The following is a 21,952-nucleotide window of genomic DNA, read 5'->3' as shown; positions in this document are numbered from 1 at the left end:
AGAGTCATTAAGCTCTCTCTTTTACACTTAATCTTTCAACTACTTTATGAGGCATAATCCGGCTTTCAGGGATTTCACCTGTCTCAAATATTTTAAACAAGATTTGTGCTGCAACTTCTCCCATTTTAACAAGCGGCTGGCCAATCGTTGTAAGCGGCGGTATCGTCATTTCAGCAAGGTCCAAATTATCAAAACCAATAACGGACAACTCTTCCGGGACCTTTATTCCCTGCTGGTAAGCGGATGATAATACACCCATCGCTATTTCATCACTTGCGGCAAATATAGCTGTTACACTTGGGAATTGTTCTATCAATTTGGGCAATCCAACGATTCCATCCCGAAAACCAAATCCGCTACTGTTAACGATATTTCTCTCCTCACAGACAATCCTACTGTCTGCCATCGCCTTCCGGAATCCATCGATCCTCGGTTTCCCGGCAACGATATCTTCCTTATTCCCACTGATCATGCCGATTTCTGTATGACCCTTATCGATTAAGTACTTCGCAGCTGTATAAGCCGCATGAAAATCATTCACCTTTACATAAGGAACGGGAAATGCATACGATTCTGTTGATAGAAGAACGATGGGAACTTTGGCTTTCTTGACATATTGATAGTATTCTTCCTTAAGGACTTCACTCGCAAAAACAATCCCATCCACTCGCTTTTCGATCAACAGCTGAAGATAGTTCATCGTTTTTTTACCATTCGATTCGGTGTGACAGACAATGACACTAGAACCGTTATCATTTGCAGCCTTCTCAATCCCATCCAGCAGGTCTGTGACCAGCGAGCTGGAGAGCTTAGGAAAAAGGACGCCGATCGTATGGGTTCTTTTATTGATTAACCCTCTTGCTACGGCATTTGGCGAGTAGCCAAGCTCCTCGATGACCTTCATGACTTTTATTTTAGTCTTTTCCGAATATCCTGCCTGACCATTCAAAATCCTCGAAACTGTTGCAATCGAAACATTTGCTTCCTTGGCAACATCTTTAATGGTATAGGACATATCCCACCTACTTTATGATAAAAATCGGATAAATAACGAAAACGTTTACGTTGTCATAATAGCACTTTATGCAAACCCTTTCAATAGTTTTTTAAAATTTTTCTTTATGGTATTTTTTTACTTTGCAGTTACCCTTCTTATCATTAAATTGTTTGCTATATTGTTTCTTCATCTGCTTTCCCAACAGTCGATGCCTCTAAAGATTGAAACAAAAACTCCATTACTTCTTAGTCAAGGAATCGTTCCAACAATTACCTACTTTCCACGAGTCCGTTCAATCTACCAGAATCGAGGGTACACGAATAACTTTCAGTGAGATGCTGGAAGATTAAACTGAGACGTTATACTTATTTTAGTCATGACCCCCAATAAGCGGGGACATGGGGCATAATTAATTTGGAAAGGCATGAGTGAATTCAACCCACTCATGCCTTATTGATGACATATAATTATTTTTGGCGAACCAAAATCAGACTATGTATTGAACCAGTTCTCCATTACGATCAGTGTATTCTATCTCTGCGCGATTTGAATTTAGATCAATAAACAGCCAACACTGTTCCGCTCCCTTGCTCCACTTAAGTCGAATAGTATCGTCCTTGGATTCGAGGACTTCGAATTCTCCATTGAATGCACCATACTCGTTTCGGAAGCGTATCAGCTTCATTAATCGCTGGACTACCTCTTTTTTAAGTGACTGTTCAATCTCTTCAAGGGTAAAGTTGTGACGGTTGATTTCGCGCCCTTCTCCTGTTCTCTCCACATTCTCGACATCATTTTCACCTGCGAGCATTCCTACGTAATAAACTTGCGGGATGCCTGGGGTAAAGAACTGGATCGCTCTCGCTGCCAAGTACGCATCGTCATCGGCATCAAGGACGGAATAGTAGGAACATCTTATTTGATGCACATCAAACCCGTCTTCTGCCTTATGCTCATCACTCATGATCAAACTCAGGTTCGAGCCCCGATCTAAGGCAACGTCAACCAGTTTTCTTGCTGCTTTCGTATCAATCAAATCATCTAAATCCGGCTTGACAGGAATACCGTCATGGCAATCTAGCATCGTGAACTGTTTATGAGGACGGTCCTTCAAGTAAGCCTTCAAGTCTGTGCTTGATTTATTCACCAATGTATCAAGAACCCTGTATGGCAAAATGAAATCATAAATCCAAAATTCATGGTCTGCTAGCTTGTTTTGAATTGAATAATGGGCATGGACCTCCGGAAGCAATTCAATGTCTAATGATTGCGCGAGTTCCATAATCCAATCAAGGAATTCATAAATATCCGGCTCTACAAAGAAACAGCTTGTTCCTAACTTTTTCACGACATAGCCAACTGCATCTAGACGGACTATTTTCACATTATTTTCTTTGAAATTCTCAAAGAATACTTTAAGCAGTTTCCTAACATGTTCTGATTTGATATCCAGGTCGACTTGTTCTGAAGGATCTGTTTTCCCAAATGTTGTCCACACTGATTCTTCCTCGCCGGTCTCCTCTATTACAAAAGTGGAATAAGGGAGCTGGCGGCGAAGAAACATTTTGTCGATGTCTTCCTGGACTGGCTTACCATCTTTCCAGATTTTATCAAGCGTAATGAACAGATCAGTATACTTGGAATGACGCCCTTTTTTCATGAAGTCCTGAAAATACTCAGATTTCTGGGAAATATGGTTAACCATAAGATCAACAAGTAGATCAAAATTCTCGCCAATCTTTTTGAGATCTTCCCATGTTCCAAACTTCGGTTCTATTTCCAGATAGGTGAGCGGTGCAAATCCTCTATCCCCCGAGGATGGGAACGGAGGGAGAATATGGATACCACCCTTAAAAATATCCTTGAAATACTTTTCCAGGGCATGGTTCAGGGCCTTAAGATCACCACCCAGTGAATCCGGGTAGGTAATAAGCTGCACTTGGTTTTTAACTGCCATTTCCTTTCCTCCTATAATCCGTATAGTTCTTTTAAGTTTTCCAACTTTGGCAGATTTGCCACTGCACCAGTATATTTTAATTTGAAGGCACTGGAAGCAGAACCAAGCTGCAATGCTTCCCTGATAGTGTAGCCTTTAATTAAAGCTGTATAAAAGCCCGACCAGAATGCATCCCCGGCCCCGGTTGTGTCGACTACCTCAGTCGCCAATGAATCTAAACGAATGATTTCCTTTCCATTTGAAACGATTGCTCCATCTTTTCCTAAAGTCATAATGACAAGCTTTGCTCCAAGACCAAAGAATTTCTGGAGCTGGTTTTCAGGGATATCTTTCCCAAACAGACGCTCCGCATCATCTTCAGATGGCTTAATAATATCCACCTTCCTAATGATTGATTTCACATATTCGATACCGTTTTCTCCTTTTTGCCAAATCAAAGGGTGATAGTTAGGATCAAAAGAGATCAAAATTCCGTTTTCACTTGCTACTTCCAGTACTTTATTAATAGTTTGCCGAGCTGGTTCCATCGAAATTGGCCAGCAGGAAAAATGAACGATTTTAGAATCAAGCAGGGCTTTTTCTAGTTTTTGCGTATATTCTATCTGATAATCTGCTCCGCGATAAAAGATTGGAATTGGGGTTCCTTTGCTCTTTGTGACAACGACCATACTTGTAGATGTGTCCACTTTCTGGACCAACCCCGATTCAATGCCCGCTTCATTAAGATGATTGATAAGGAACCTCCCCATGCCATCATTTCCGACGGCAGATGCTACTATCGAGTGGATCCCAAGTTTTTTCGCGTTCATGGCAATGTTAGCAGGAGATCCGCCAAAATAGTTCCTATAGGTAGTGGATCCATCTCCTTTCACATACTCATCCGATATCATATCTATAAGGACTTCGCCGATTGTTAAGATATCATTACCTTTTTGTTCGAATTCGATGTTTCTTTCCAATGGTGTATGCATTATTTGTCCTCCAGGCTTTACCTTGAGTGGCTTTAAATTAAACGACTGAAAAAGTCCAGGGTGGCACAAAACCCCTTATTCTTACTTCAATAAATAAACCCTCGTTTCAAATGGTTTAAGTGTAAACTGTTTCTTTAGTTTCTTTGTTGGAATTTGGTAGTTATTCAATACCAATTCACTTGTATCAACACTTTTTTCAGTGCTCGGACATCCACTGAATCATTTACATCCTTGTCCCAGAGCTTGAGGAATTCAAATGGAAAGATCATGTTGAAACAGCCATTTTCTTCCCCTACCCACCGGTCCGCATCAGGAACACCTACTCCACTCGCTTCGCCGACAGTCATCACATCACGGTTGCGAATGGTTCATTTTATTATCCTCTCATCTCTAAGTTGCTTTTTTTACTTGATAGATCCTTGCATGACTCCATTAATGATCGAGCGTTGGCCAATAATATACATCACCAGGATCGGAATGACTGTCAGAAGAATGGCAGGAATCAGCAATTCCCAGTTGTTCATGTACGTACCATTAAAGACCTTCATTTGGACAGGCATTGTATACACATCAGGATGGTTCAAAACGAGTGATGGCAGCAGGTAATCGTTCCAAATCCATAAAACATTCAGGATGGAAATGGTGACAGCAATCGGTTTTAACATCGGAAAAACGATGAGGAAAAATGTTTGCAGTGTACTGCATCCATCAATTTTTGCCGCCTCTTCTACTTCGATAGGTATCGCTTTGATGAACCCATGGAACATGAAGACTGAAAGAGCACTTCCAAATCCAAGGTAAAAGATAATCAATAGCGGAATAGGAATTGCATCTATTAATTGGAGTTTTGCTCCGTAAATATAAATAAGTGGTATCATCAACGATTGGAACGGAATGACCATTGATGCCACCAGCACCGTGAAAAAGAATTTATTGAACTTGGACGGCCTTCTAACCAAATGGTAAGCAGCCATCGCTGAGAAAAAGACGATGAAAAATGTGCTCAAAGTAGTAACGATGAAAGAGTTTGTAAAAGTGACTCCAAAGTTCATTAAATTATAAACCTCAATGAATTGTGAGAAGTCCAATTTTTCCGGCAGTGCGAATGGACTTGTCAATATCTCTCCATTGGACTTAAATGAATTAATGATGAGTAACACAAAAGGAAAGATAAAAGCAACTAACGCAATAATGGACAGCAAGTAAAGGAAGGTTGAAGAAATTATTCTTTGGTTACGCACTATGCCTGCACCTCCATTTTTTTACTCGTATAGACCTGGACACCTGTGACAATCGCGACAATGATGAAGAGAATGATCGCTTCTGCTTGCCCTGTTCCATAGTTTGATTCAATAAATGCTTTATTTACAACATGCATCGAAACCATTTTGGTAGTTCCATATGGACCTCCAGCCGTTAAGGCAAAGTTAAGGTCATAAACCATGAAGGCATTCTTCAGCGACAGGAACACAGTGACAACAAAGGAAGGAACCATCAATGGCAAGGTGACATTTAGAAGTCTTTTGAGCGGGCCAGCACCGTCAATTTTGGCTGCTTCAATCAGCTCCTTTGGCACACTGATCAAACCAGCAATAAAAATAATCATCATGTAGCCAGATGTTTGCCATATAGTAACGATGACAAGAGACCAAAAGGCCATTGTCGGATCGCCAAGCCATCCAAGTTCAAGCCAGCTGATTCCCAATTTCGTTCCCAGTGCCGGCAACGATTGGACAAAAATGAACTGCCAAATATATCCCAGCACCAATCCGCCGATGAGATTTGGCGTAAAATAGGCAGTTCTTAACGTATTCTGAATCCGTAGCCCAGACGTAACAAGGTAAGCCAATCCAAATCCCACAAGATTCACAAAAAACACGGTCGCCACGACAAACCTCACAGTCAGCCACATTGATTTCCAGAATTCCTGGTCGTTTATAGCGCTAATATAATTCAACAGACCTGCGAACTGAACCGGATCTGCAGGTGTATCCATTTTATTGAAGGTAAGAAACAGTCCATATGCAAATGGAAGCAAAACAGTCATACTGAAAAATAGTAAAGTCGGACCTAGAAACAAAGCTGAATTGCCAATATCACCAAGATTTTTCCTTTTCTTCATCATGATCACATCCTGTTATTTAGCAAAAAAAGCAGGGGATAATACAATCCGCCGCTTTTTTTGTTATCTGTTTATTCCTTGTTGCTTTTGTAGTAGTTTTCAAATGCTTTTGCAAGGTCAGCTCTTGAGCTTTGCTTCGCAATATACTTTTGGACTTCAGGTCCAAGGATTGTAGTCCAATCACCTGTATTGATATAGTTCGTGCTAAATGGAAGCGTTTTGTTTTCAACAAGAGCATCACTAATGGCAATACCTAGCGGGTTCGTTACTTTATTAGGGTTATTTTTGAATGCAGAAATGATTTGTGATTTATTCACGATGAAATCCTGTCCTGCTTCACCATATACTAGCCAATCCAAGAACTTCTTGGCAGCATCTTGTTGTTCTTCAGTCGCCTTCTTATTGATGACTAGAGCCTGTGTTGGGCCAGCAATAATTTTATTGTTCAAAGGATTTTCAGGGTCGTTGTCTACAGGGACTGGCATGAAACCGAAATCCGATCCTTCTAGAGCCTTCAGTGAATCAAAAGCCCAGTTGCCGTTGAAGAGAATCGCAGAATCCCCATTGCCGACAGCAACGTGGGCAGCATCATAGTACTGGCCTGTTGGACGTTTACCGAACTTGTTATACTCTTCGGAAGCTAAAATATCCATTGTGTTATAGTAGCCGTTCCATACGTCATTCTTCATGTAATCAAATTTTCCGTCTGTTACTTCTTTAAGGACAGTGTTAGGGTCTTCTGATTGATTCAAGAATAATGAGCTGTAGTGGTTTGAAACAGACCATGCTTCAGTCTGGTAGGCAACAGGATATTCGACACCTGATGACTTGATTTTATCCAGCAGCTCTTTAAATTTATCTTGAGTATTAATGGAGTAAGGATCAAACTCTCCTCCGACAGCTTTTTCTACAACTTGCTTGTTATAAACAAGCCCCATTCCCTCGATAGCAAACGGAAAGCCAATTATCGTGCCGTCCTCGCTTTTAATTGCATCATTTGTTTCTTCGTTCCATTTTTCCCCTGATAGGTCCATACCTACCTCTTTATATTTATGTGTTGCATCAAATGGAGAAAACATGGCCATTGTTACCGTCTTTCCTGATGCGGTAAGTTTGTCAAAAACATTCATCGGATCTCCAACAGCGACCGACTCAACCTGGACATTGATGTCTTTGTTTTCCGCCATAAAATCCTTTGCAGTTTGTTTGAATTGAGCGTCGATTTCACCTTTACCATTCGTCACAATAATACTGATCTTGCTATCCTTCGATCCGCTTGCACTTTGATCTGAATCGCCAGAACAAGCCGCCAGCGATAGGGATAAAGCGGTTACAATTCCAACTATAGCCGTCTTTTTGAAGAAGCCTGTATTGCTCTTGAAATGGAACATCTGTAAATCGTCCTCCTTGATTATAGTTTTCTGCTGAAACCCACATATAAAAATTTAAAGCGCTTCCAATTTAAAAAGATTTCTAGATAAGTAGGTTGTATTTTCATCCCCTTTAAGTTTATGAAAAGGTTTTCCTCCTTTTCTTATCTATAATTATATTACAGAGAATACCCTTTTACAACCTTTTTGTGAAAACGATTTCCTCTAAATCGATAATAATTAAACAGTTATATCTTTGTTCCCAAATCATCAGCAACTACCTTGACACTATCACGTATGATCAATCTATAATCCAAGTAATTTTCTATATTGACCGGTTTAAATTCAATTGATTGCAATAAAGTTTCCATTGCTTTCGAACCCATCGTCTCAAAACAAACCTGAACAGTTGTTAATTTGGGCCTCACCAACGTAGCGAGTTCAATATCATCAAAACCTACAATAGAGATATCCTCCGGTATACGATACCCAAGATCTTCCGCACAATTTTTCGCTCCTATCGCAATGGTATCTGAAGCGCAAACCACGGCTGTAGGTATGTCTTCACACTTCAATATTTTTTCCATTGCAAGATAACCATCCTTGGACGAAAAATTGCTTTCACCCACGAATTTAGGATTCACGGATAGATTTTTCCGTTCCATTTCCTCTATGAACCCCCTATACCGCGAATCACCTGCTGACTTGTCAATCAGCGGCCCATGAATCATTCCAATTTTCTCATGGCCACAGCGCATTAAATACCTGACAATTTCCGTAATTGGCCTGTAATTGTCCACATCCACCCATGGTATAGCATAGTCTGTCGTTTTTTGGCCTACCACCACAACCGGGATTTTATTATCTTGAATTAATTGAATATGACGTTCAGACATATCGATGGAGGATAAGATAATGCCATCTACCTGTTTATCCTTAAAAAGCTGAAGGGCATTCAATTCCAAATCAGGATTTAATCTTGTATTACTCAAGATGATATTGTACCCATTCTTGTTTGCAACCCCCTCAATACCGTTGATTAATTCAGCGGAAATATAATTAATCTGTGGAAGAATCACACCGATTAAATTTGTTGACTTACTTATCAAGCCCCTGGCTACGGCATTCGGCCGGAAGTTTGTTTCTCGGATTACCTTCTCAACCTTTTCTTTTATATGATCATTTACCGGTTTACTATTATTTATGACACGGGAAACCGATGAAACAGAGACGCCTGCCATCCTGGCAATATCCTTTATGGTTAAATTCATAATCTGCTAATCCCCTTTTAGGAAAACGTTTTCACATTAAACATATAATTTATTTAAACGATTGTCAATCACATGCCATGGAAAACGGGTCTTGCAACTTTTTATGTGAAAATCCGCTTAATATCCGTTCTAAATCCATTAATGACATATTTAAAAAGCATTAGAAACCACCATGGCTACGAATCCGTAGCCACCATCTACAATGAAAATGAATTTCTATTTTCATACAAAGGGTTTTGCATTAAACGAACCTTAATCATGAAAGGCTGCCTTTTTGATACTGCCGTTGTGGTAGCGGAAAAGCACCACCCAAAATTGGCCGGTGCTTTTCACATTTACCTATGTCCTTTTTGCTGCTTGTGCTGAAGGGAAATCAAATGGGTTTCGCCATGTTTTACTTGATTTGCTTTGGTTAATTTGATTTCTTCATCACTTTTCAGATTGGTGAAAGCGATAATGGTGGTGCTGGATGTTGCATGTTCATTGATGTAGTCGATGTCTGCCTGTAACAGTTCTTGTCCCCTGGTTACCTGTTGGCCTTCTTTTACGAACAGATCGAAGCCTTTTCCATCGAGGTTCACCGTGTTGATGCCAACGTGAACCAGTACTTCAAGTCCTTCTTCAGATGTGATCCCAATCGCATGCTTTGTCGGGAAAATCGAAGTGATTTCTCCATTTACTGGTGAGACAACCTTTCCTTTTGAAGGCTCGATTGCGAAACCATCGCCCATCATCTTGCCTGCAAAAACAGGATCCGGAACCTCTGAAAGGGGAATCACCCTTCCTGCCATCGGTGAACCAATTTCACTAAAGTCCACGCTTAACACAGGTGTTACTTTAACCGCTTTTTCTTGCTGATCGCTTTGACCTGCCGCTACTTCCCACAGTTCTTCCTCTAGCGAATCAGATTGGAGCAGTTCATTGATTTCATTTTTATACAGGTCCGAATTCCCACCGAAAATCGCCTGGATATTGTTCTTGATTTTCACTACCCCTGCTGCTCCTAAAGCCTTTAAATCATCTTCTTTCACTTGCTTGATTTCCTTGACTTCTACACGTAAGCGCGTGAAGCAGGCATCGGCTTGCACTATATTCTGTGGCCCGCCTAATGCGGTGATGATGTGCAGCGCCAACTCTTTATTCCTCTCTGCCTTAGATCCTGACTTGCCTTTTTTCTTCGCGTTGTAATCATTTCTGGTGAACAGCTTTGCCTCTTGCCCTCCGCGTCCTGGAGTGGCAATATTCCATTTATTGATCGCGAAGCTGAAGGTAAAATAGTAAATCGCAAAGAACGCGGCACCAAGCACGAAATTCATCCACCATCTCGGTGTTCCAGGTAAAACATTCACAAGGATGAAATCAATCAATCCGGAGCCGCCTGCCCAGCCAAGATGGACATCGAGGATGTAGGCTGCAGCAAATGAAATTCCTGTTAAAATTGCATGCAATACATATAACAAGGGTGCGACAAACAGGAATGTGAACTCAATCGGTTCCGTAATTCCCGTCAGGAAAGCCGTCCCTGCCGCAGCAATCAACATCCCTTTTACGATTGGCTTCTTGTCGGCATCTGCTCGTTTGTACATGGCAAGCGCCGCACCCAGCAAGCCAAACATGATGATTAGGAACTTTCCTGCCATGAAACGTCCAGCTGTTACTTCTACTCCGGCAGCAATTTGTGCAAGGAATAAATACTGGTCACCGGAAACAATTTTCCCGGCAACTTCCGCAGTTCCGCCGAGCCCCGTCCACAGGAATGGTGCATACCAGATGTGATGCAAGCCCGTCGGAATCAGCAACCTCTCAAGTGCGCCGTACAGTCCGATATAAATAGGATTTGTCGCATCAGATGCGATGATTTCAGCCGTTTTGTTGATGACACCTTGGATTGGCGGCCAGATCAGCATCATGGCAAATGCCAAACCGATGGAAGCGAAAACCATGGCAATCCCAACTGAACGATCACCAGCGAAAAAGCCCAGCATTTCTAGCGGCTGAAACTTATGGAACTTGCGATAGATATACACCGCAAGCAGACCAACAACTATACCGCCAAGAACCCCCGTCCAAGGGTCGGTATTCCCAATGCCATCCCATATTCCCCGCTCTTTGCTGCCATTTCGGGGGTGATGTTCAAGGCAAAAGAAATCGTTTGGTTCATGATGATATAGCCAAGCAACGCCGCAAGGGCTGCAATACCTGATCCTCCCGATAAGCCAATGGCAATGCCCAATGCAAAAATAATCGGCAGATTGGTAAATAAACTCAGCCCGACCTGAAGCATCCCTTCACTTAATCTGGCTATGACTGGATTCTGCAAGCCTGTGAACTGGTCTGGATCAAGGATAGAATGGGGGCTAGAACGGGGTCTGACCCCCAGCGCTTTACTGCGTTAATTCCCAGGGGGTCAGACCCCCTTGGCCCCCTGGGTGCGGAATAAGAATCTTAAATCAAAAGGCACGAGGCGCAGTTAAAACCGCTCCTTGTGCCTTCTTTTCGTAAAACTTCCGTTTGTTCGCTTAATAAAGTTCCTATTAAATTTTTAGCTTTTTCTATACACTCGCTCTGTTTCAGGTTCAGTAATTTTACCTTTAAAAGCGGCTTTATAAATCTCCCTGATGTCTTTTTCTTCTAATGGAAGAGGGCTTCTGGAGAGCAATCTCTTTTGTTTCGCTCCATCCTGGGTAAGGCTTTCGAGAGCTGAATCAGGGATGTTGAATTCTGATAAAGTTGCGGGGATGCCTACATCTTTTACCAGACGTTCCAGTTCTTCCACACATCTGTAAGAAGCTTCTTCATCTGATAGGAAATCCGAGTTGCCTCCTAATGCATTCAGGATGTTGGCCATTCTAGTTTGACAGCTTTTCCGAATATAACCCATTACGTATGGCAACAGGACCGCGTTTGATTCGCCATGGGCTAAATGGAATTGGCCGCCAAGAGGATATGCAAGTGCATGTACCCCGGCAACTCCTGCGTTAAAGAAGGCAAGACCGGCAATATAGCTTCCATTGCTCATGTCTATTCGAGCCTGTTTGTCGCTTCCGTCTTCAACTGCTTTGCGTAAAGAACGAGAAATCAATCGAATCGCTTGAAGAGCCAGTCCATCTGTTGTTAAGCTCGCATTCACTGATACATATGCTTCGACTGCATGTGTTAGAGCATCAATGCCAGTGGCTGCTGTAACCCGCGCAGGGACGGACAGGGTTAGTTCAGGATCGACAATCGCCACATCTGCGAGCAAGTGATCATGGGTGACAACATCCTTGGTTGTTTCAAGTGAAAGAACGGATATATTAGTTACTTCTGAACCTGTTCCTGAAGTAGTAGGAATGAGGATTTTGGGCAAGCCTTTTTTCTCTATTTTTTTAGTGCCGCTTAGATTCAAATAGTCCGCAGCAGGTCCTTCATGATCGGCCATCACTGCGGCTAGCTTTGCTAGGTCAAGTGCACTTCCGCCGCCAACACCCACGATCATATCAAACTCGCCTTCTCTTGTAAAAGAGACCAGCTTCTCTCCCACCTCAAGTGGAGGCTCTGGGATGACTTCAGTATAGAGAGTCACTTCATAGCCGTTTTCTTTCAAGGGTTCTGTTACTCTATCGACTAGCCCAATCTGTGCAAGCACTGGATCAGTCACGACAAGAATTTTTTTAACCTGGTATTTTTCTATTTCAGGTACAAGGTTTTGAAGTGAACCCCAGCCAGTATAACTTAATGGTGGAAAAACTAATTTTGAAATACTCATATATTACCCTCCCTCGGATAAATGTTGATTTATCACCAGTTTGACCCATTGGTGGTATATCAAAAAATTTCGACACGCTTCCTTACTCATAGTAGCCCTCAGTGGATTTCCGGAATGTTTTAAATTGGTTCGAATCATGCCCAAACCAGACCTGAGAATTAGTTTCATTTGCGATTCTCCGTATTTTTTCAACTGCATTGTTGTAACCAAGTGAGTCATAGATAATTCCTGGCGGCTTTACAGGTGGTCCGAAGCTATCAGCGGTATAGATGGCATCTGAAGCCAAAATAATTCCGCCAGTTTCAGGCATTTCCACATGAAGCCCAAGCATTCCCCATGCATGTCCACTGCCGAAGTTCAGAATACTGATGCCAGGTGCAAGCTTCAGGTTATCCTCTTGACGCTTGATTGTGCGCCACTGAAGATTGTTTTTAATCCAAGCGTCAATATCAGCCCAGACATAGGCCCCTTCTTTTTGATTACGGGCGTAAGTCTGTAGCGTTCCATTCAATTCGTCTTCATGAACGATAATTGTCGCATTTGTAAACATTTCCAGGCATCCAGCATGGTCTAGATGAAGGTGTGAAGCCACCACGTATTTAATTTCTTCAGGACGGACATTTAATTGTTCAAGGCGGTGGTGAAGGTAGCATTCTTCACTCATGGCAATAGGGAACATTTTCTGGGTAGCTTCGCCCCAGCGACCATTTTGTCCCATTGAGTTTGGATTGCAAGCTGTATCAAAGAGGATTTTTCCATCTGGGTGGTCTATCAGTACTGTATATACCGGGAATTCAACAAATTCAGCCGATGCATTGGGGTTGTCTACTGTTGCTGGATTATGCATTGCAATCATCCAATTCTTATCCATTCTCATTCGCCCATTATCCATAACATACAGTTTTGGATTTGGTTTAATAATATTTGTCATTTTGAATCAATCCTCCTACAGTACGGTTTTAATCGTAACGAATTTTAGTTCAGTCATTTCTTCAACAGCATACTTTATTCCTTCACGACCATATCCACTCTCTTTAACTCCACCATATGGCATGTGGTCCAGCCTGAAGGTCGGAATATCATTGATAATCACTCCTCCTGAATGAAGTTGTCTCGCAGCATGAAAGGCATTGGATATATTTTGCGTGTAAATACCGACATTCAGGCCGTATACAGAATCGTTGACAATTTCAATTGCTTCATCAAGCTTACTGTATGGAACAATCGAAACCACAGGTGCAAATGTTTCTTGGCAAGATACGGCCATATCATTTGTTACCTTTGTAAGGACAGTTGGCGGGAAAATAGTTCCTTCTCTTACTCCCCCCAATCCTACCTCGGCACCTTGTTTTTTGGCTTCAGTTATCCAGGATTCGATTCGGTCGACTTCACGCCCGCTGATCATGGCACTGATATCAGTCGTGTCTTCAAGCGGATCTCCAACTTTCAGATTCTTTGCTTCTTCGATAAAACGCTTACAAAAATCATCATAAATATCTTCATGTACATATATGCGTTGTAAAGATATGCAAACCTGCCCGGAAAACGCAAAAGCACCTTCTACACATCTCTTTATGATTTTTTCCAAAGGAATGTCCGGTTCAATTATTAACCCAGAGTTTGATCCGAGTTCAAGTGTCACTTTACGCAAACCGGCTTTTTCTTTGATCAACTTTCCTACCTTTGCACTGCCAGTAAAGGTTACTTTTTTGATTCTGCTGTCTTGAATCAAAGAGTCACTTAATTCACTGCCACTTCCTGTAACGACTTGAAGTGCTCCATCAGGAAGACCAGCCTTTTGAAAAATTTCAGCGATCAACAGGGCACTTAGTGGTGTCTGCTCAGCCGGCTTTAGCACTACAGTATTTCCTGCAGCAAATGCTGGTCCAAGCTTGTGGGCAACAAGATTAAACGGAAAGTTAAATGGACTTATTGCTACGACGACACCTAATGGCTCTCTCCATGTAAAACCTACCCGATTCTCTCCGCCAGGGGCTGCATCCATAGGTATTGTTTCGCCATATATCCGCTTGGCTTCTTCTGCAGCAAATTGATACGTAACAACGGTTCTCTCTATTTCACCTCGTGCTGTACGGATAGGTTTCCCAGCCTCCTTTGCAATAACTTTTGCCATCTCCTCCTTGCGTTCATTTAGAATTTTTACCACATTAAAAAGAATTTCGGAGCGTTTATGTGCTGGCATACTCTTAAATACATGATAGGTAGATTCCGCTCCATCAATCGCTCGCTTTACATCGTCCTTGTTAGCCTTACTAATTTGTGCTAGAGTTTCTCCGCTGTAAGGTGACAGCAGTACATAAGTACTCTCTTTAATTTCATACTTCCCATTAATAAACAATCCTTTTTTTTCCATACTACACCTCCTGCTTATATTTATTGCAAGATTTATGCCAAACAAATAAACGCTTATTTATTCGTAAAATTCAATTAAATGAAATATAATAATGGTGATATACATCACCGTAATTAGCCTAAAATTGCTTAATATATATGGTGATAAAATTCACCAGCTGGTGATGATTCTCACTATTAATCTAGGAGATGAGTAAATGGGTATGTCAGTGATGATTGAACCAGAAGTTATTTTTTCATCTATGCGGAATGGAATCATTGTAGTCGACCAGGATACCAACGTTATGCTTATGAATGCTTCTGCCCAGAAGCTACTTAAGATTCAGGAGAATGAATATGCCGGGGAAAAAATTCACAAGTTTGTGCCCAATACAGAGGTGCAAAAAGTACTTGAGAGTGGTGAAAGTACGATTGGTGTTAAAATGAATATAAATGGTGTTCCTTGCATGGTAAACAGAACACCCATGTACCAGGATGGTCAATTGATTGGTGTTGTGAGTGTCATTCAGGATATTTCCCAGATGGAGCATTACCTGTCTATATTAAAGAATATGGAGAGTATAATCGAGTTTTCTACAGATGGAATCTATGTTGTCAATAAAGATGGAGAAACATTATTGGTGAACTCAGCTTACGAAAACATCACCGGGTTCCAGAGAGAAGAACTAATAGGAAATCATATGGCAAATTTGATGGAAAAAGGTTATTTTGACAAATCCGTTTCTTTGCTCGTCTTAGAGAAGAAAAAGCAAATTTCAATCCTCCAGAATATTGGCGGAAGAAAGGAAGTCATTGTAACAGGGAGCCCGGTGTTTGATGCATCGGGGGATATTCAAATGGTCGTAACGAGTGTCCGTGACATAACCCAACTGAATGAACTAAAGAAAGAATTAAAAAAAGCAAAAAGCTTTTCTGAAATCAGCCAGAACCGCTATTCGTATTCGATGCAAGGAATAGATGAGAGAATTGTATTTACTAGCAGGGAAATGAAAGGAATTATTTCCAAAGTCAGACAGGTGGCAGCTTTTCCGACTAGTATTCTTCTTGCTGGCCCTTCTGGTACTGGTAAAGAGGTAATTGCAAATTTAATCCATCATGAAAGCAACCGGAAGGACAAGCCGTTCATAAAGATAAACTGTGGTGCCATACCAGAACATCTTTTAGAATCAGAGCTTTTTGGTTATGAAAAAGGTGCTTTTACTGGTGCAAGACTTGAGGGGAAAATTGGTTTACTAGAGCTCGCTGACCATGGTACTGTCCTTTTAGACGAGGTAGGTGAATTGCCATTATCATTGCAGGTAAAACTCTTAAGGGTACTGCAGGAAAAACAAATTCAGCGAGTGGGAAGCAGTAAGATAAAACAATTAAATATCAGGATAATTTCTGCAACCAACAGAGATTTAAAAGAATTGGTGGAGCAAGGTAGATTCAGAGAAGACTTATACTATCGTCTCCAGGTAGTTGAATTAAACATACCACCTTTAAGAGAACGGCCAGAAGATATAGAAGTCCTGGTGGAACACTTCTTTACCCATTTTTGCCGACTCTATAATATTGAGAAGTTATTATCCGATGAGACGAAGGCCATACTGCAAAGCTACCATTGGCCGGGGAATGTAAGAGAACTAAAAAATCTTGCTGAAAGCATGGTGGTGTCTGTTCCATCCTTTAAAATAGATCCCGAAGACCTTCCACCGCATTTTCATAAGTTTGCATCACCCGATACATCCCTAAATCTAAAGCAGAGAGTCGAACAATATGAAAAGAGACTTATCCTCGATGCCTTGCAAAAACACAGCTCCATTCGAAAAGCCGCAGAAAATCTCGGAGTCGACCATTCAACAATTGTTAAAAAACTGAAAAAATGGGGATGAGAACGGGACATTGGGACAGAAACCGATGGAACGTTTCCCCATCCTTAAACGACCACCTGTTAAAGCAAGTGGTTATAATTGCTATGACTAAAGTTGTTCGCTAAGACTGAAGTCTTTGTAAGACCTTTTGCTTATGCAAACTAAATTTTGAATAGACTCATTCTTCAATCGAGAATATATCACTCTTTTCATCAGTAAATTGGTTTGCAATATAATTCCTTATTGTTTTTCATCCACTTTTCCAAAAGGGGCACAAAAGTACCAGCTTGCCTAAAAGTTGCTCCCGATTTTTCTTTTTGGAATGGATCTTGAGTAGTCGTGATGATCTCATTCACATTTTCCTTTTACGGTCATTTCTCCTTACAATATTTTTTTGACTCTCCACGAGTCCGTTCAATCTACCAGAATCGAGGGTGTACAAATAACTTTCAGTGAGATGCTGGAAGATAAAATTGATGAGCAGCAGGATTGGGAAAAGGTTGAAGTGCGAAATTATCAGCAGGCCTTAAAAGTTGGCGTCGAAACCATCCAAATCGGCTACCCACTTACAGAGCGGCTTATCCGTAATTTACATCAACTCTTGATGGAAAATGCTAGGGGTGCAACAAGTGCCGCTGGTGAGTATCGCAAAATTCAAAATTTTATCGGACCCACTAATGAATTGAAGGACGCATCTTATGTTCCACCAGAGCCGCAGTTGATGGGCCAATATATGACAAACCTTGAAAGGTATATAAATGGTCACCCTTATCTTGAAGAAGACATTGATACCATTCATCCATTGATCAAAGCGGCCATCATCCATGCCCAGTTCGAATCCATCCATCCCTTCCTTGACGGCAATGGCCGACTCGGCAGGATTTTGATTGTTCTTTACTTGCTTCAAACGAAACGAATTGATTCTCCCTTCTTTTTCTTAAGTGAAGAACTTGAACGCGAGAAGTTTCGATATTATGCGATGTTAAATGGTGTTCGTGGAATTGACAAAAAGGAACCTGATTGGAAAAGTTGGATTCACTTCTTCCTCGACGCAACCATCAGAATGTCCGAACACCATTATGAAAAATTGGATCAAGCAGAAAGACTCTATCATCAAGGAATGGGAAAACTTCAGCAACCATCTACTAAAAAAGTATGGGGGGCCCTGTTTACCCATCCAATTGCAACCGTGCATCAATTAGAACAAACGACAGAATTGGCGCCTGCAACCATCCGAAAGAGCCTAGCCCAACTAGTCGAACTAGGCATGATCTTCGGTGACAATCGCAAAAGAAACAGACGCTATTACCAATACGACCTCATTCGAATCATGACCCAATAAGCCAAGACACATAGAACGGGGTCTGGCCCCCAGCGCTTTACTGCGTTAATTGACTGGGGGTCAGACCCCCCCTGGAGGGAAAAAAGAAGTGAAGGCGAATGCCTTACACTTCTTTTTTCCTATCCTCATTTCCTTACTTCTTGATTAATTCAAGTTCAACGGGGATGAATTTTTCTACTTTGGTACCTTTTTTTACTTGGATTGCTGTGTCAACGGCCTGTTGTCCGATCAAATCTGGCTTTTGGGCTACAGTTGCGGCCATTGTGCCTTCTTCGACAGCTTTTACTGCATCGTCTGTTGCATCGAATCCAACAACGATGACGTTTTCAAGACCGGCAGCTTTCAATGCTTCTACTGCGCCAAGTGCCATTTCATCATTATGAGCGAATACAGCTTGGATATCTTTGTTGCTTTGCAGGAGGTTTTCCATGACAGAAAGTCCTTGTGAACGGTCAAAATTTGCTGGTTGTTTTGCTACTACTTCAATTCCGCTTGCTGTTGCAATTGCTTCATTGAAACCCTTGCCACGCTCACGTGCTGCGGAGGAACCTGGGATCCCTTCTAATTCAATTACTTTTCCTGATTCACCTAGCGCTTCAGCCAGATATTCTCCAGCCATCTTACCACCAGCTGTGTTGTCAGATGCAATATGAGCAACTACTTCGCCGCCTTCTGCACTTCTGTCAACTGTAATAACCGGGATACCTGCATTATTTGCTGACTCAATTGCTGCCGTAATTGCCGCTGAATCGGTTGGATTGATCAACAGAACATCAATACCTTTTTGAATTAAGTCTTCCACATCACTTACTTGTTTTGCGGGATCGTTTTGAGCATCTACAGTCGTTATGTCAATTCCTTCTTCTTTCGCTTTCTTCTCTGCTCCTTCTTTTAACGTAACAAAGAACGGGTTGTTTAGCGTGGAGATGGAAAGTCCGATTTTTACCTTTTCATCTGTGGACCCCGAGTTTTTGCTGCTTTCATCAGAGCCTTTGCTTGTTTGGTCAAGTGAGCAGCCAGCCATGAACACTGAAGCTATTAATGCAAGAAATAAACCTTTAAATAGACTTTTCATTTCTTATTCCTCCTAAATTTTTTTATTATTAAGCCGCTTTTTTGCGGTCTAACAATACTGCTAGCAAAATAACTCCACCCTTTACAACTTGCTGGTAAAAAGAAGATACATTCAGCAAGTTTAAGCCGTTATTCAATACTCCAATAATCAAAGCGCCGGCTAGGGTTCCAAAAATCCAGCCTCTGCCTCCTGAAAGGCTGGTACCACCTAAAACAACTGCAGCGATTGCATCGAGTTCATAGGATACACCAGCAGTTGGCTGTGCTGAATTCAATCTTGAGGTTAAGGTTGTACCTGCAAGAGCCGCAAGCAATCCAGTAAGGGAATAGACTCCGATTTTAATGCGGTCGACCCTTAACCCAGATAATAGAGAAGCTTCTTCGTTTCCGCCAATTGCGTATACCCCACGGCCAAATGTCGTCTTTTTAAGGATAAAATATAAAATTGCATACGCGATCAGCATCGTGATGACCGGAAATGGAATTCCTAAAAAATAACCTTTTCCAAGCATTTGGAAAGTTACAGCATCAGAAAGTCCAGTAATTGGACGACCCTCTGTATAAACAAGAGTGAATCCTCGGTAGATTGTCATCGTTGCCAGTGTTGCAATGAACGGAGCAACTTTTCCTTTGGTAATGATCAGACCGTTTGCCGCACCCATAGCTGCACCAGATATAAGGCCAATCAGTAACGCGAGAATTGGATCAATTCCTCCTGCCAGCATGCCTGCTGTCAAAGCTGAAGACAATGCGAGAATCGAGCCCACCGATAAATCAATTCCACCGGTCAAAATAACAAATGTCATTCCAAATGCAATCAAGGCATTAATAGAAACCTGGCGCAAGACATTAAATATATTATTCACAGTCAAAAAGTCTGAGCTCATGACTGATAGAATAATAGAGATTAAAATAAGTCCAATTAGTGGTCCAAGCTTTTGAAAAACATTATATTTTTTCATGAGTTTTCCCTCCTGTGGCGGCCTGCATGATTTTTTCCTGATCAGCTTCTTCCCTGTTTAGCATTCCAGTCAGTTTTCCTTCATGGATCACCATGATTCGGTCACTCATACCAAGAATTTCAGGCAGTTCAGATGATACCATGATGATGGCAACCCCTTTTTCTGTAAGTTGATTCATGATTGTGTAAATTTCCTTTTTAGCTCCTACATCCACTCCGCGTGTCGGTTCATCCAAAATCAGAATCTGTGGATCGATGCCAAGCCATTTGCCGATGACTACTTTCTGCTGATTTCCCCCGCTTAAAGACTTGACGGCCTGCTCTCCACCAGATGTTTTGATTTTAAGCTTCTCAATCATTGCCTTTACATAATCTGCCTCTTTTTTGTCAGCTGTAATTCCTCTGTTGGAAAATCTCTGCAAATTAGTCAAAACCAAATTCTCACGGACACTCAGACTGAGAACCAGGCCTTCATCTTTTCGGTCTTCTGTTATAAAGCCGATGCCAGCTTTTATCGCATCATAAGGACGTTTTATTTTGACTTCCTTGCCATCTAAAAAAATTCTGCCGGATTTAATCGACCTTTTTCCAAATATCGCTTCCATGATTTCCGTCCTGCCGGCCCCCATAAGTCCAGCGACCCCCAAAATTTCTCCGCTTTTTACAGAAAAGGAAATATCATAAAATGCATTCGCTGCCGTAAAATTTTCCACTCGAATTCGTTCTTCGCCAGGCTTGGCGATTCTTGGAGGAAAGCGCTCGCCAAGTTCTCTCCCAACCATCATTTTAACGATTTCTTCAAAATTCGTTTCTTTAATCTGCTTTGTGCCGACGGATTGGCCGTCACGTAAGACCGTGATCCGGTCACACATCGTGAATATTTCTTCCATTCTATGAGAGATATAGACAATGCCTACTCCCTGCTCCCTAAGCTTGTTCATTACCTCGAAAAGAACTTCAATCTCACGGTCAGTTAGTGCCGCCGTAGGCTCATCCATTATTAGAACTTCAGAATTTGTGGCCACAGCCCTCGCGATTTCAATCATTTGCTGCTGGCCTACAGACAGACTCCCTGCTTCTTGATCTGGGTCGAGTCCCACTCCCAGCCTTTCAAGATAATCCCTCGTTTTACGTTTCATTTCTCTCGTTTTTATCAACCCAGTCTTTCCATGTGTCAATTCCTTTCCGAGAAACATATTCTCGGCTACTGTCAGATAAGGAATAATGTTAAGCTCCTGGTGGATCACGGTAATTCCAGATAGCTCCGCTTCCTTGGCAGACTTAAAATTGACCAGGTTTCCTTTTACTTCAATGGCACCTTCATCTTTTTGGTAAATGCCAGTCAAAATTTTCATGAGCGTGGATTTCCCAGCCCCATTCTCACCCATCAGTGCATGAATCTCACCTTTTTCAAGTGCAAAATCGACCTTATTCAAAACCTGAACCGGGCCAAACGATTTTGTAATCCCTTTCATTTTAATGAACTCCATTAAAAAATCACCCCTGCATGCAAAATGATGTTTGCATATGGCGTTGCTTCTCCCGTTCGGATCACCGCTTTTGCTTGTCCTGTTTTCTTCTTGAATTCTTCATGAGTTACCGCCTGAATCTGACCTTTACTAAACTTCTTTTCAATGAAAGTCAGCACTTTAGGATTGTTCTCTTGAATTTCTTCAGCAATAGTGACTTGTTCAACCTCCATGTCTTCAAGAATGACATCAAGCGTTTCGATAAACCCAGGCATCCCAATTTTCAGAGAGATATCAATTTTTTTCACACCATCAGGAACAGGCAAACCGCAATCCGCGATCACAATAGTATCTGTATGTCCCAAGTTAGCGAGGACTTCTGCTATATGACTGTTCAGAATTCCTTGCTTTTTCATGCTGAATCCCCCTCGTATATTATGTTTA

17 protein-coding genes and 2 pseudogenes are annotated in these 21,952 nt (G+C 41.6%); 2 read left to right on the top strand and 17 right to left on the bottom strand.

What is annotated here, in order from left to right:
* Positions 1-7: 7 nt before the first annotated feature.
* The 13 genes and pseudogenes from UB32_RS02800 to UB32_RS02745 all read right to left on the bottom strand — a co-directional run bounded on the left by UB32_RS02800 (position 8) and on the right by UB32_RS02745 (position 14,810).
* Positions 8-1,015 carry a LacI family DNA-binding transcriptional regulator gene (locus UB32_RS02800; protein WP_044391023.1) on the bottom strand — a complete coding sequence of 336 codons (1,008 nt, stop codon included), beginning with the start codon at positions 1,013-1,015 and terminating at the stop codon, positions 8-10.
* 469 nt (positions 1,016-1,484) lie between these two features.
* A complete protein-coding gene (gene gtfA / locus UB32_RS02795) occupies positions 1,485-2,954 on the bottom strand; it encodes a sucrose phosphorylase (RefSeq protein ID WP_044391021.1) in 1,470 nt (489 codons plus the stop codon).
* 11 nt (positions 2,955-2,965) lie between these two features.
* On the bottom strand, positions 2,966-3,925 hold the full coding sequence (locus UB32_RS02790) for a carbohydrate kinase family protein (RefSeq protein ID WP_044391019.1): 960 nt from the start codon (positions 3,923-3,925) through the stop codon (positions 2,966-2,968).
* A 185-nt stretch (positions 3,926-4,110) separates the two neighbouring features.
* Positions 4,111-4,293: pseudogene (locus tag UB32_RS20355) on the bottom strand (glucohydrolase); the annotation flags it as partial.
* Between the two features lie 36 nt (positions 4,294-4,329).
* Entirely contained in the window at positions 4,330-5,166 is an 837-nt protein-coding gene (locus UB32_RS02780) for a carbohydrate ABC transporter permease (RefSeq protein ID WP_052806933.1), read from the bottom strand.
* Positions 5,166-6,050 carry a carbohydrate ABC transporter permease gene (locus UB32_RS02775; protein WP_044391013.1) on the bottom strand — a complete coding sequence of 295 codons (885 nt, stop codon included), beginning with the start codon at positions 6,048-6,050 and terminating at the stop codon, positions 5,166-5,168. The genes UB32_RS02780 and UB32_RS02775 overlap by 1 nt, the downstream gene beginning before the upstream one ends.
* Before the next feature lie 68 nt (positions 6,051-6,118).
* The gene (locus UB32_RS02770) at positions 6,119-7,438 is read right to left on the bottom strand and encodes an ABC transporter substrate-binding protein (RefSeq protein ID WP_052806932.1); all 1,320 of its coding nucleotides are present in this window, start codon (positions 7,436-7,438) and stop codon (positions 6,119-6,121) included.
* A 227-nt stretch (positions 7,439-7,665) separates the two neighbouring features.
* A complete protein-coding gene (locus UB32_RS02765) occupies positions 7,666-8,688 on the bottom strand; it encodes a LacI family DNA-binding transcriptional regulator (protein ID WP_052806931.1) in 1,023 nt (340 codons plus the stop codon).
* Between the two features lie 335 nt (positions 8,689-9,023).
* Positions 9,024-10,004: a glucose PTS transporter subunit IIA gene (locus UB32_RS20655; RefSeq protein WP_277813872.1), complete on the bottom strand. Its 981-nt coding sequence runs from the start codon at positions 10,002-10,004 to the stop codon at positions 9,024-9,026.
* 171 nt (positions 10,005-10,175) lie between these two features.
* A pseudogene (locus UB32_RS20650) lies at positions 10,176-10,972 on the bottom strand (PTS transporter subunit EIIC); the annotation flags it as partial.
* A 258-nt stretch (positions 10,973-11,230) separates the two neighbouring features.
* Complete coding sequence (locus UB32_RS02755; RefSeq protein WP_044391011.1) at positions 11,231-12,436, bottom strand: iron-containing alcohol dehydrogenase; 1,206 nt, start codon at positions 12,434-12,436, stop codon at positions 11,231-11,233.
* Positions 12,437-12,518: 82 nt separating this feature from the next.
* Positions 12,519-13,367 (bottom strand): AhlS family quorum-quenching N-acyl homoserine lactonase, encoded by an 849-nt coding sequence (gene ahlS / locus UB32_RS02750; RefSeq protein WP_044391009.1) that lies wholly within the window; start codon positions 13,365-13,367, stop codon positions 12,519-12,521.
* Positions 13,368-13,382: 15 nt separating this feature from the next.
* Positions 13,383-14,810, bottom strand: coding sequence for an aldehyde dehydrogenase family protein (locus UB32_RS02745; protein ID WP_044391007.1), 1,428 nt, complete (start codon positions 14,808-14,810; stop codon positions 13,383-13,385).
* A 196-nt stretch (positions 14,811-15,006) separates the two neighbouring features.
* Here UB32_RS02745 and UB32_RS02740 point away from each other — a divergent pair, with 196 nt between their 5' ends.
* Both UB32_RS02740 and UB32_RS02735 read left to right on the top strand, forming a co-directional pair.
* Entirely contained in the window at positions 15,007-16,683 is a 1,677-nt protein-coding gene (locus UB32_RS02740; protein WP_431305957.1) for a sigma 54-interacting transcriptional regulator, read from the top strand.
* Between the two features lie 373 nt (positions 16,684-17,056).
* Entirely contained in the window at positions 17,057-18,004 is a 948-nt protein-coding gene (locus tag UB32_RS02735; protein ID WP_084221694.1) for a Fic family protein, read from the top strand.
* A 133-nt stretch (positions 18,005-18,137) separates the two neighbouring features.
* Here UB32_RS02735 and rbsB read toward each other — a convergent pair whose 3' ends face one another.
* From rbsB to rbsD, 4 genes are read right to left on the bottom strand one after another with little or no spacing between them, the layout of a single operon-like run.
* Positions 18,138-19,079 (bottom strand): ribose ABC transporter substrate-binding protein RbsB, encoded by a 942-nt coding sequence (gene rbsB / locus UB32_RS02730; protein ID WP_044391005.1) that lies wholly within the window; start codon positions 19,077-19,079, stop codon positions 18,138-18,140.
* A gap of 28 nt (positions 19,080-19,107) precedes the next feature.
* A complete protein-coding gene (locus tag UB32_RS02725; RefSeq protein WP_044391003.1) occupies positions 19,108-20,040 on the bottom strand; it encodes an ABC transporter permease subunit in 933 nt (310 codons plus the stop codon).
* The gene (locus UB32_RS02720; RefSeq protein ID WP_044391002.1) at positions 20,027-21,529 is read right to left on the bottom strand and encodes a sugar ABC transporter ATP-binding protein; all 1,503 of its coding nucleotides are present in this window, start codon (positions 21,527-21,529) and stop codon (positions 20,027-20,029) included. Before UB32_RS02720 ends, UB32_RS02725 begins: the two co-directional genes overlap by 14 nt.
* Positions 21,529-21,924: a D-ribose pyranase gene (gene rbsD / locus UB32_RS02715; RefSeq protein ID WP_044391039.1), complete on the bottom strand. Its 396-nt coding sequence runs from the start codon at positions 21,922-21,924 to the stop codon at positions 21,529-21,531. The genes UB32_RS02720 and rbsD overlap by 1 nt, the downstream gene beginning before the upstream one ends.
* Positions 21,925-21,952: the final 28 nt, after the last annotated feature.

The organism is Mesobacillus subterraneus, assembly GCF_000934845.1.
Classification (GTDB): domain Bacteria; phylum Bacillota; class Bacilli; order Bacillales; family Cytobacillaceae; genus Mesobacillus; species Mesobacillus stamsii.
The sequence above is the reverse complement of the archived record's forward strand: the minus strand, read 5'-3'. Positions and strand labels throughout refer to the sequence as shown.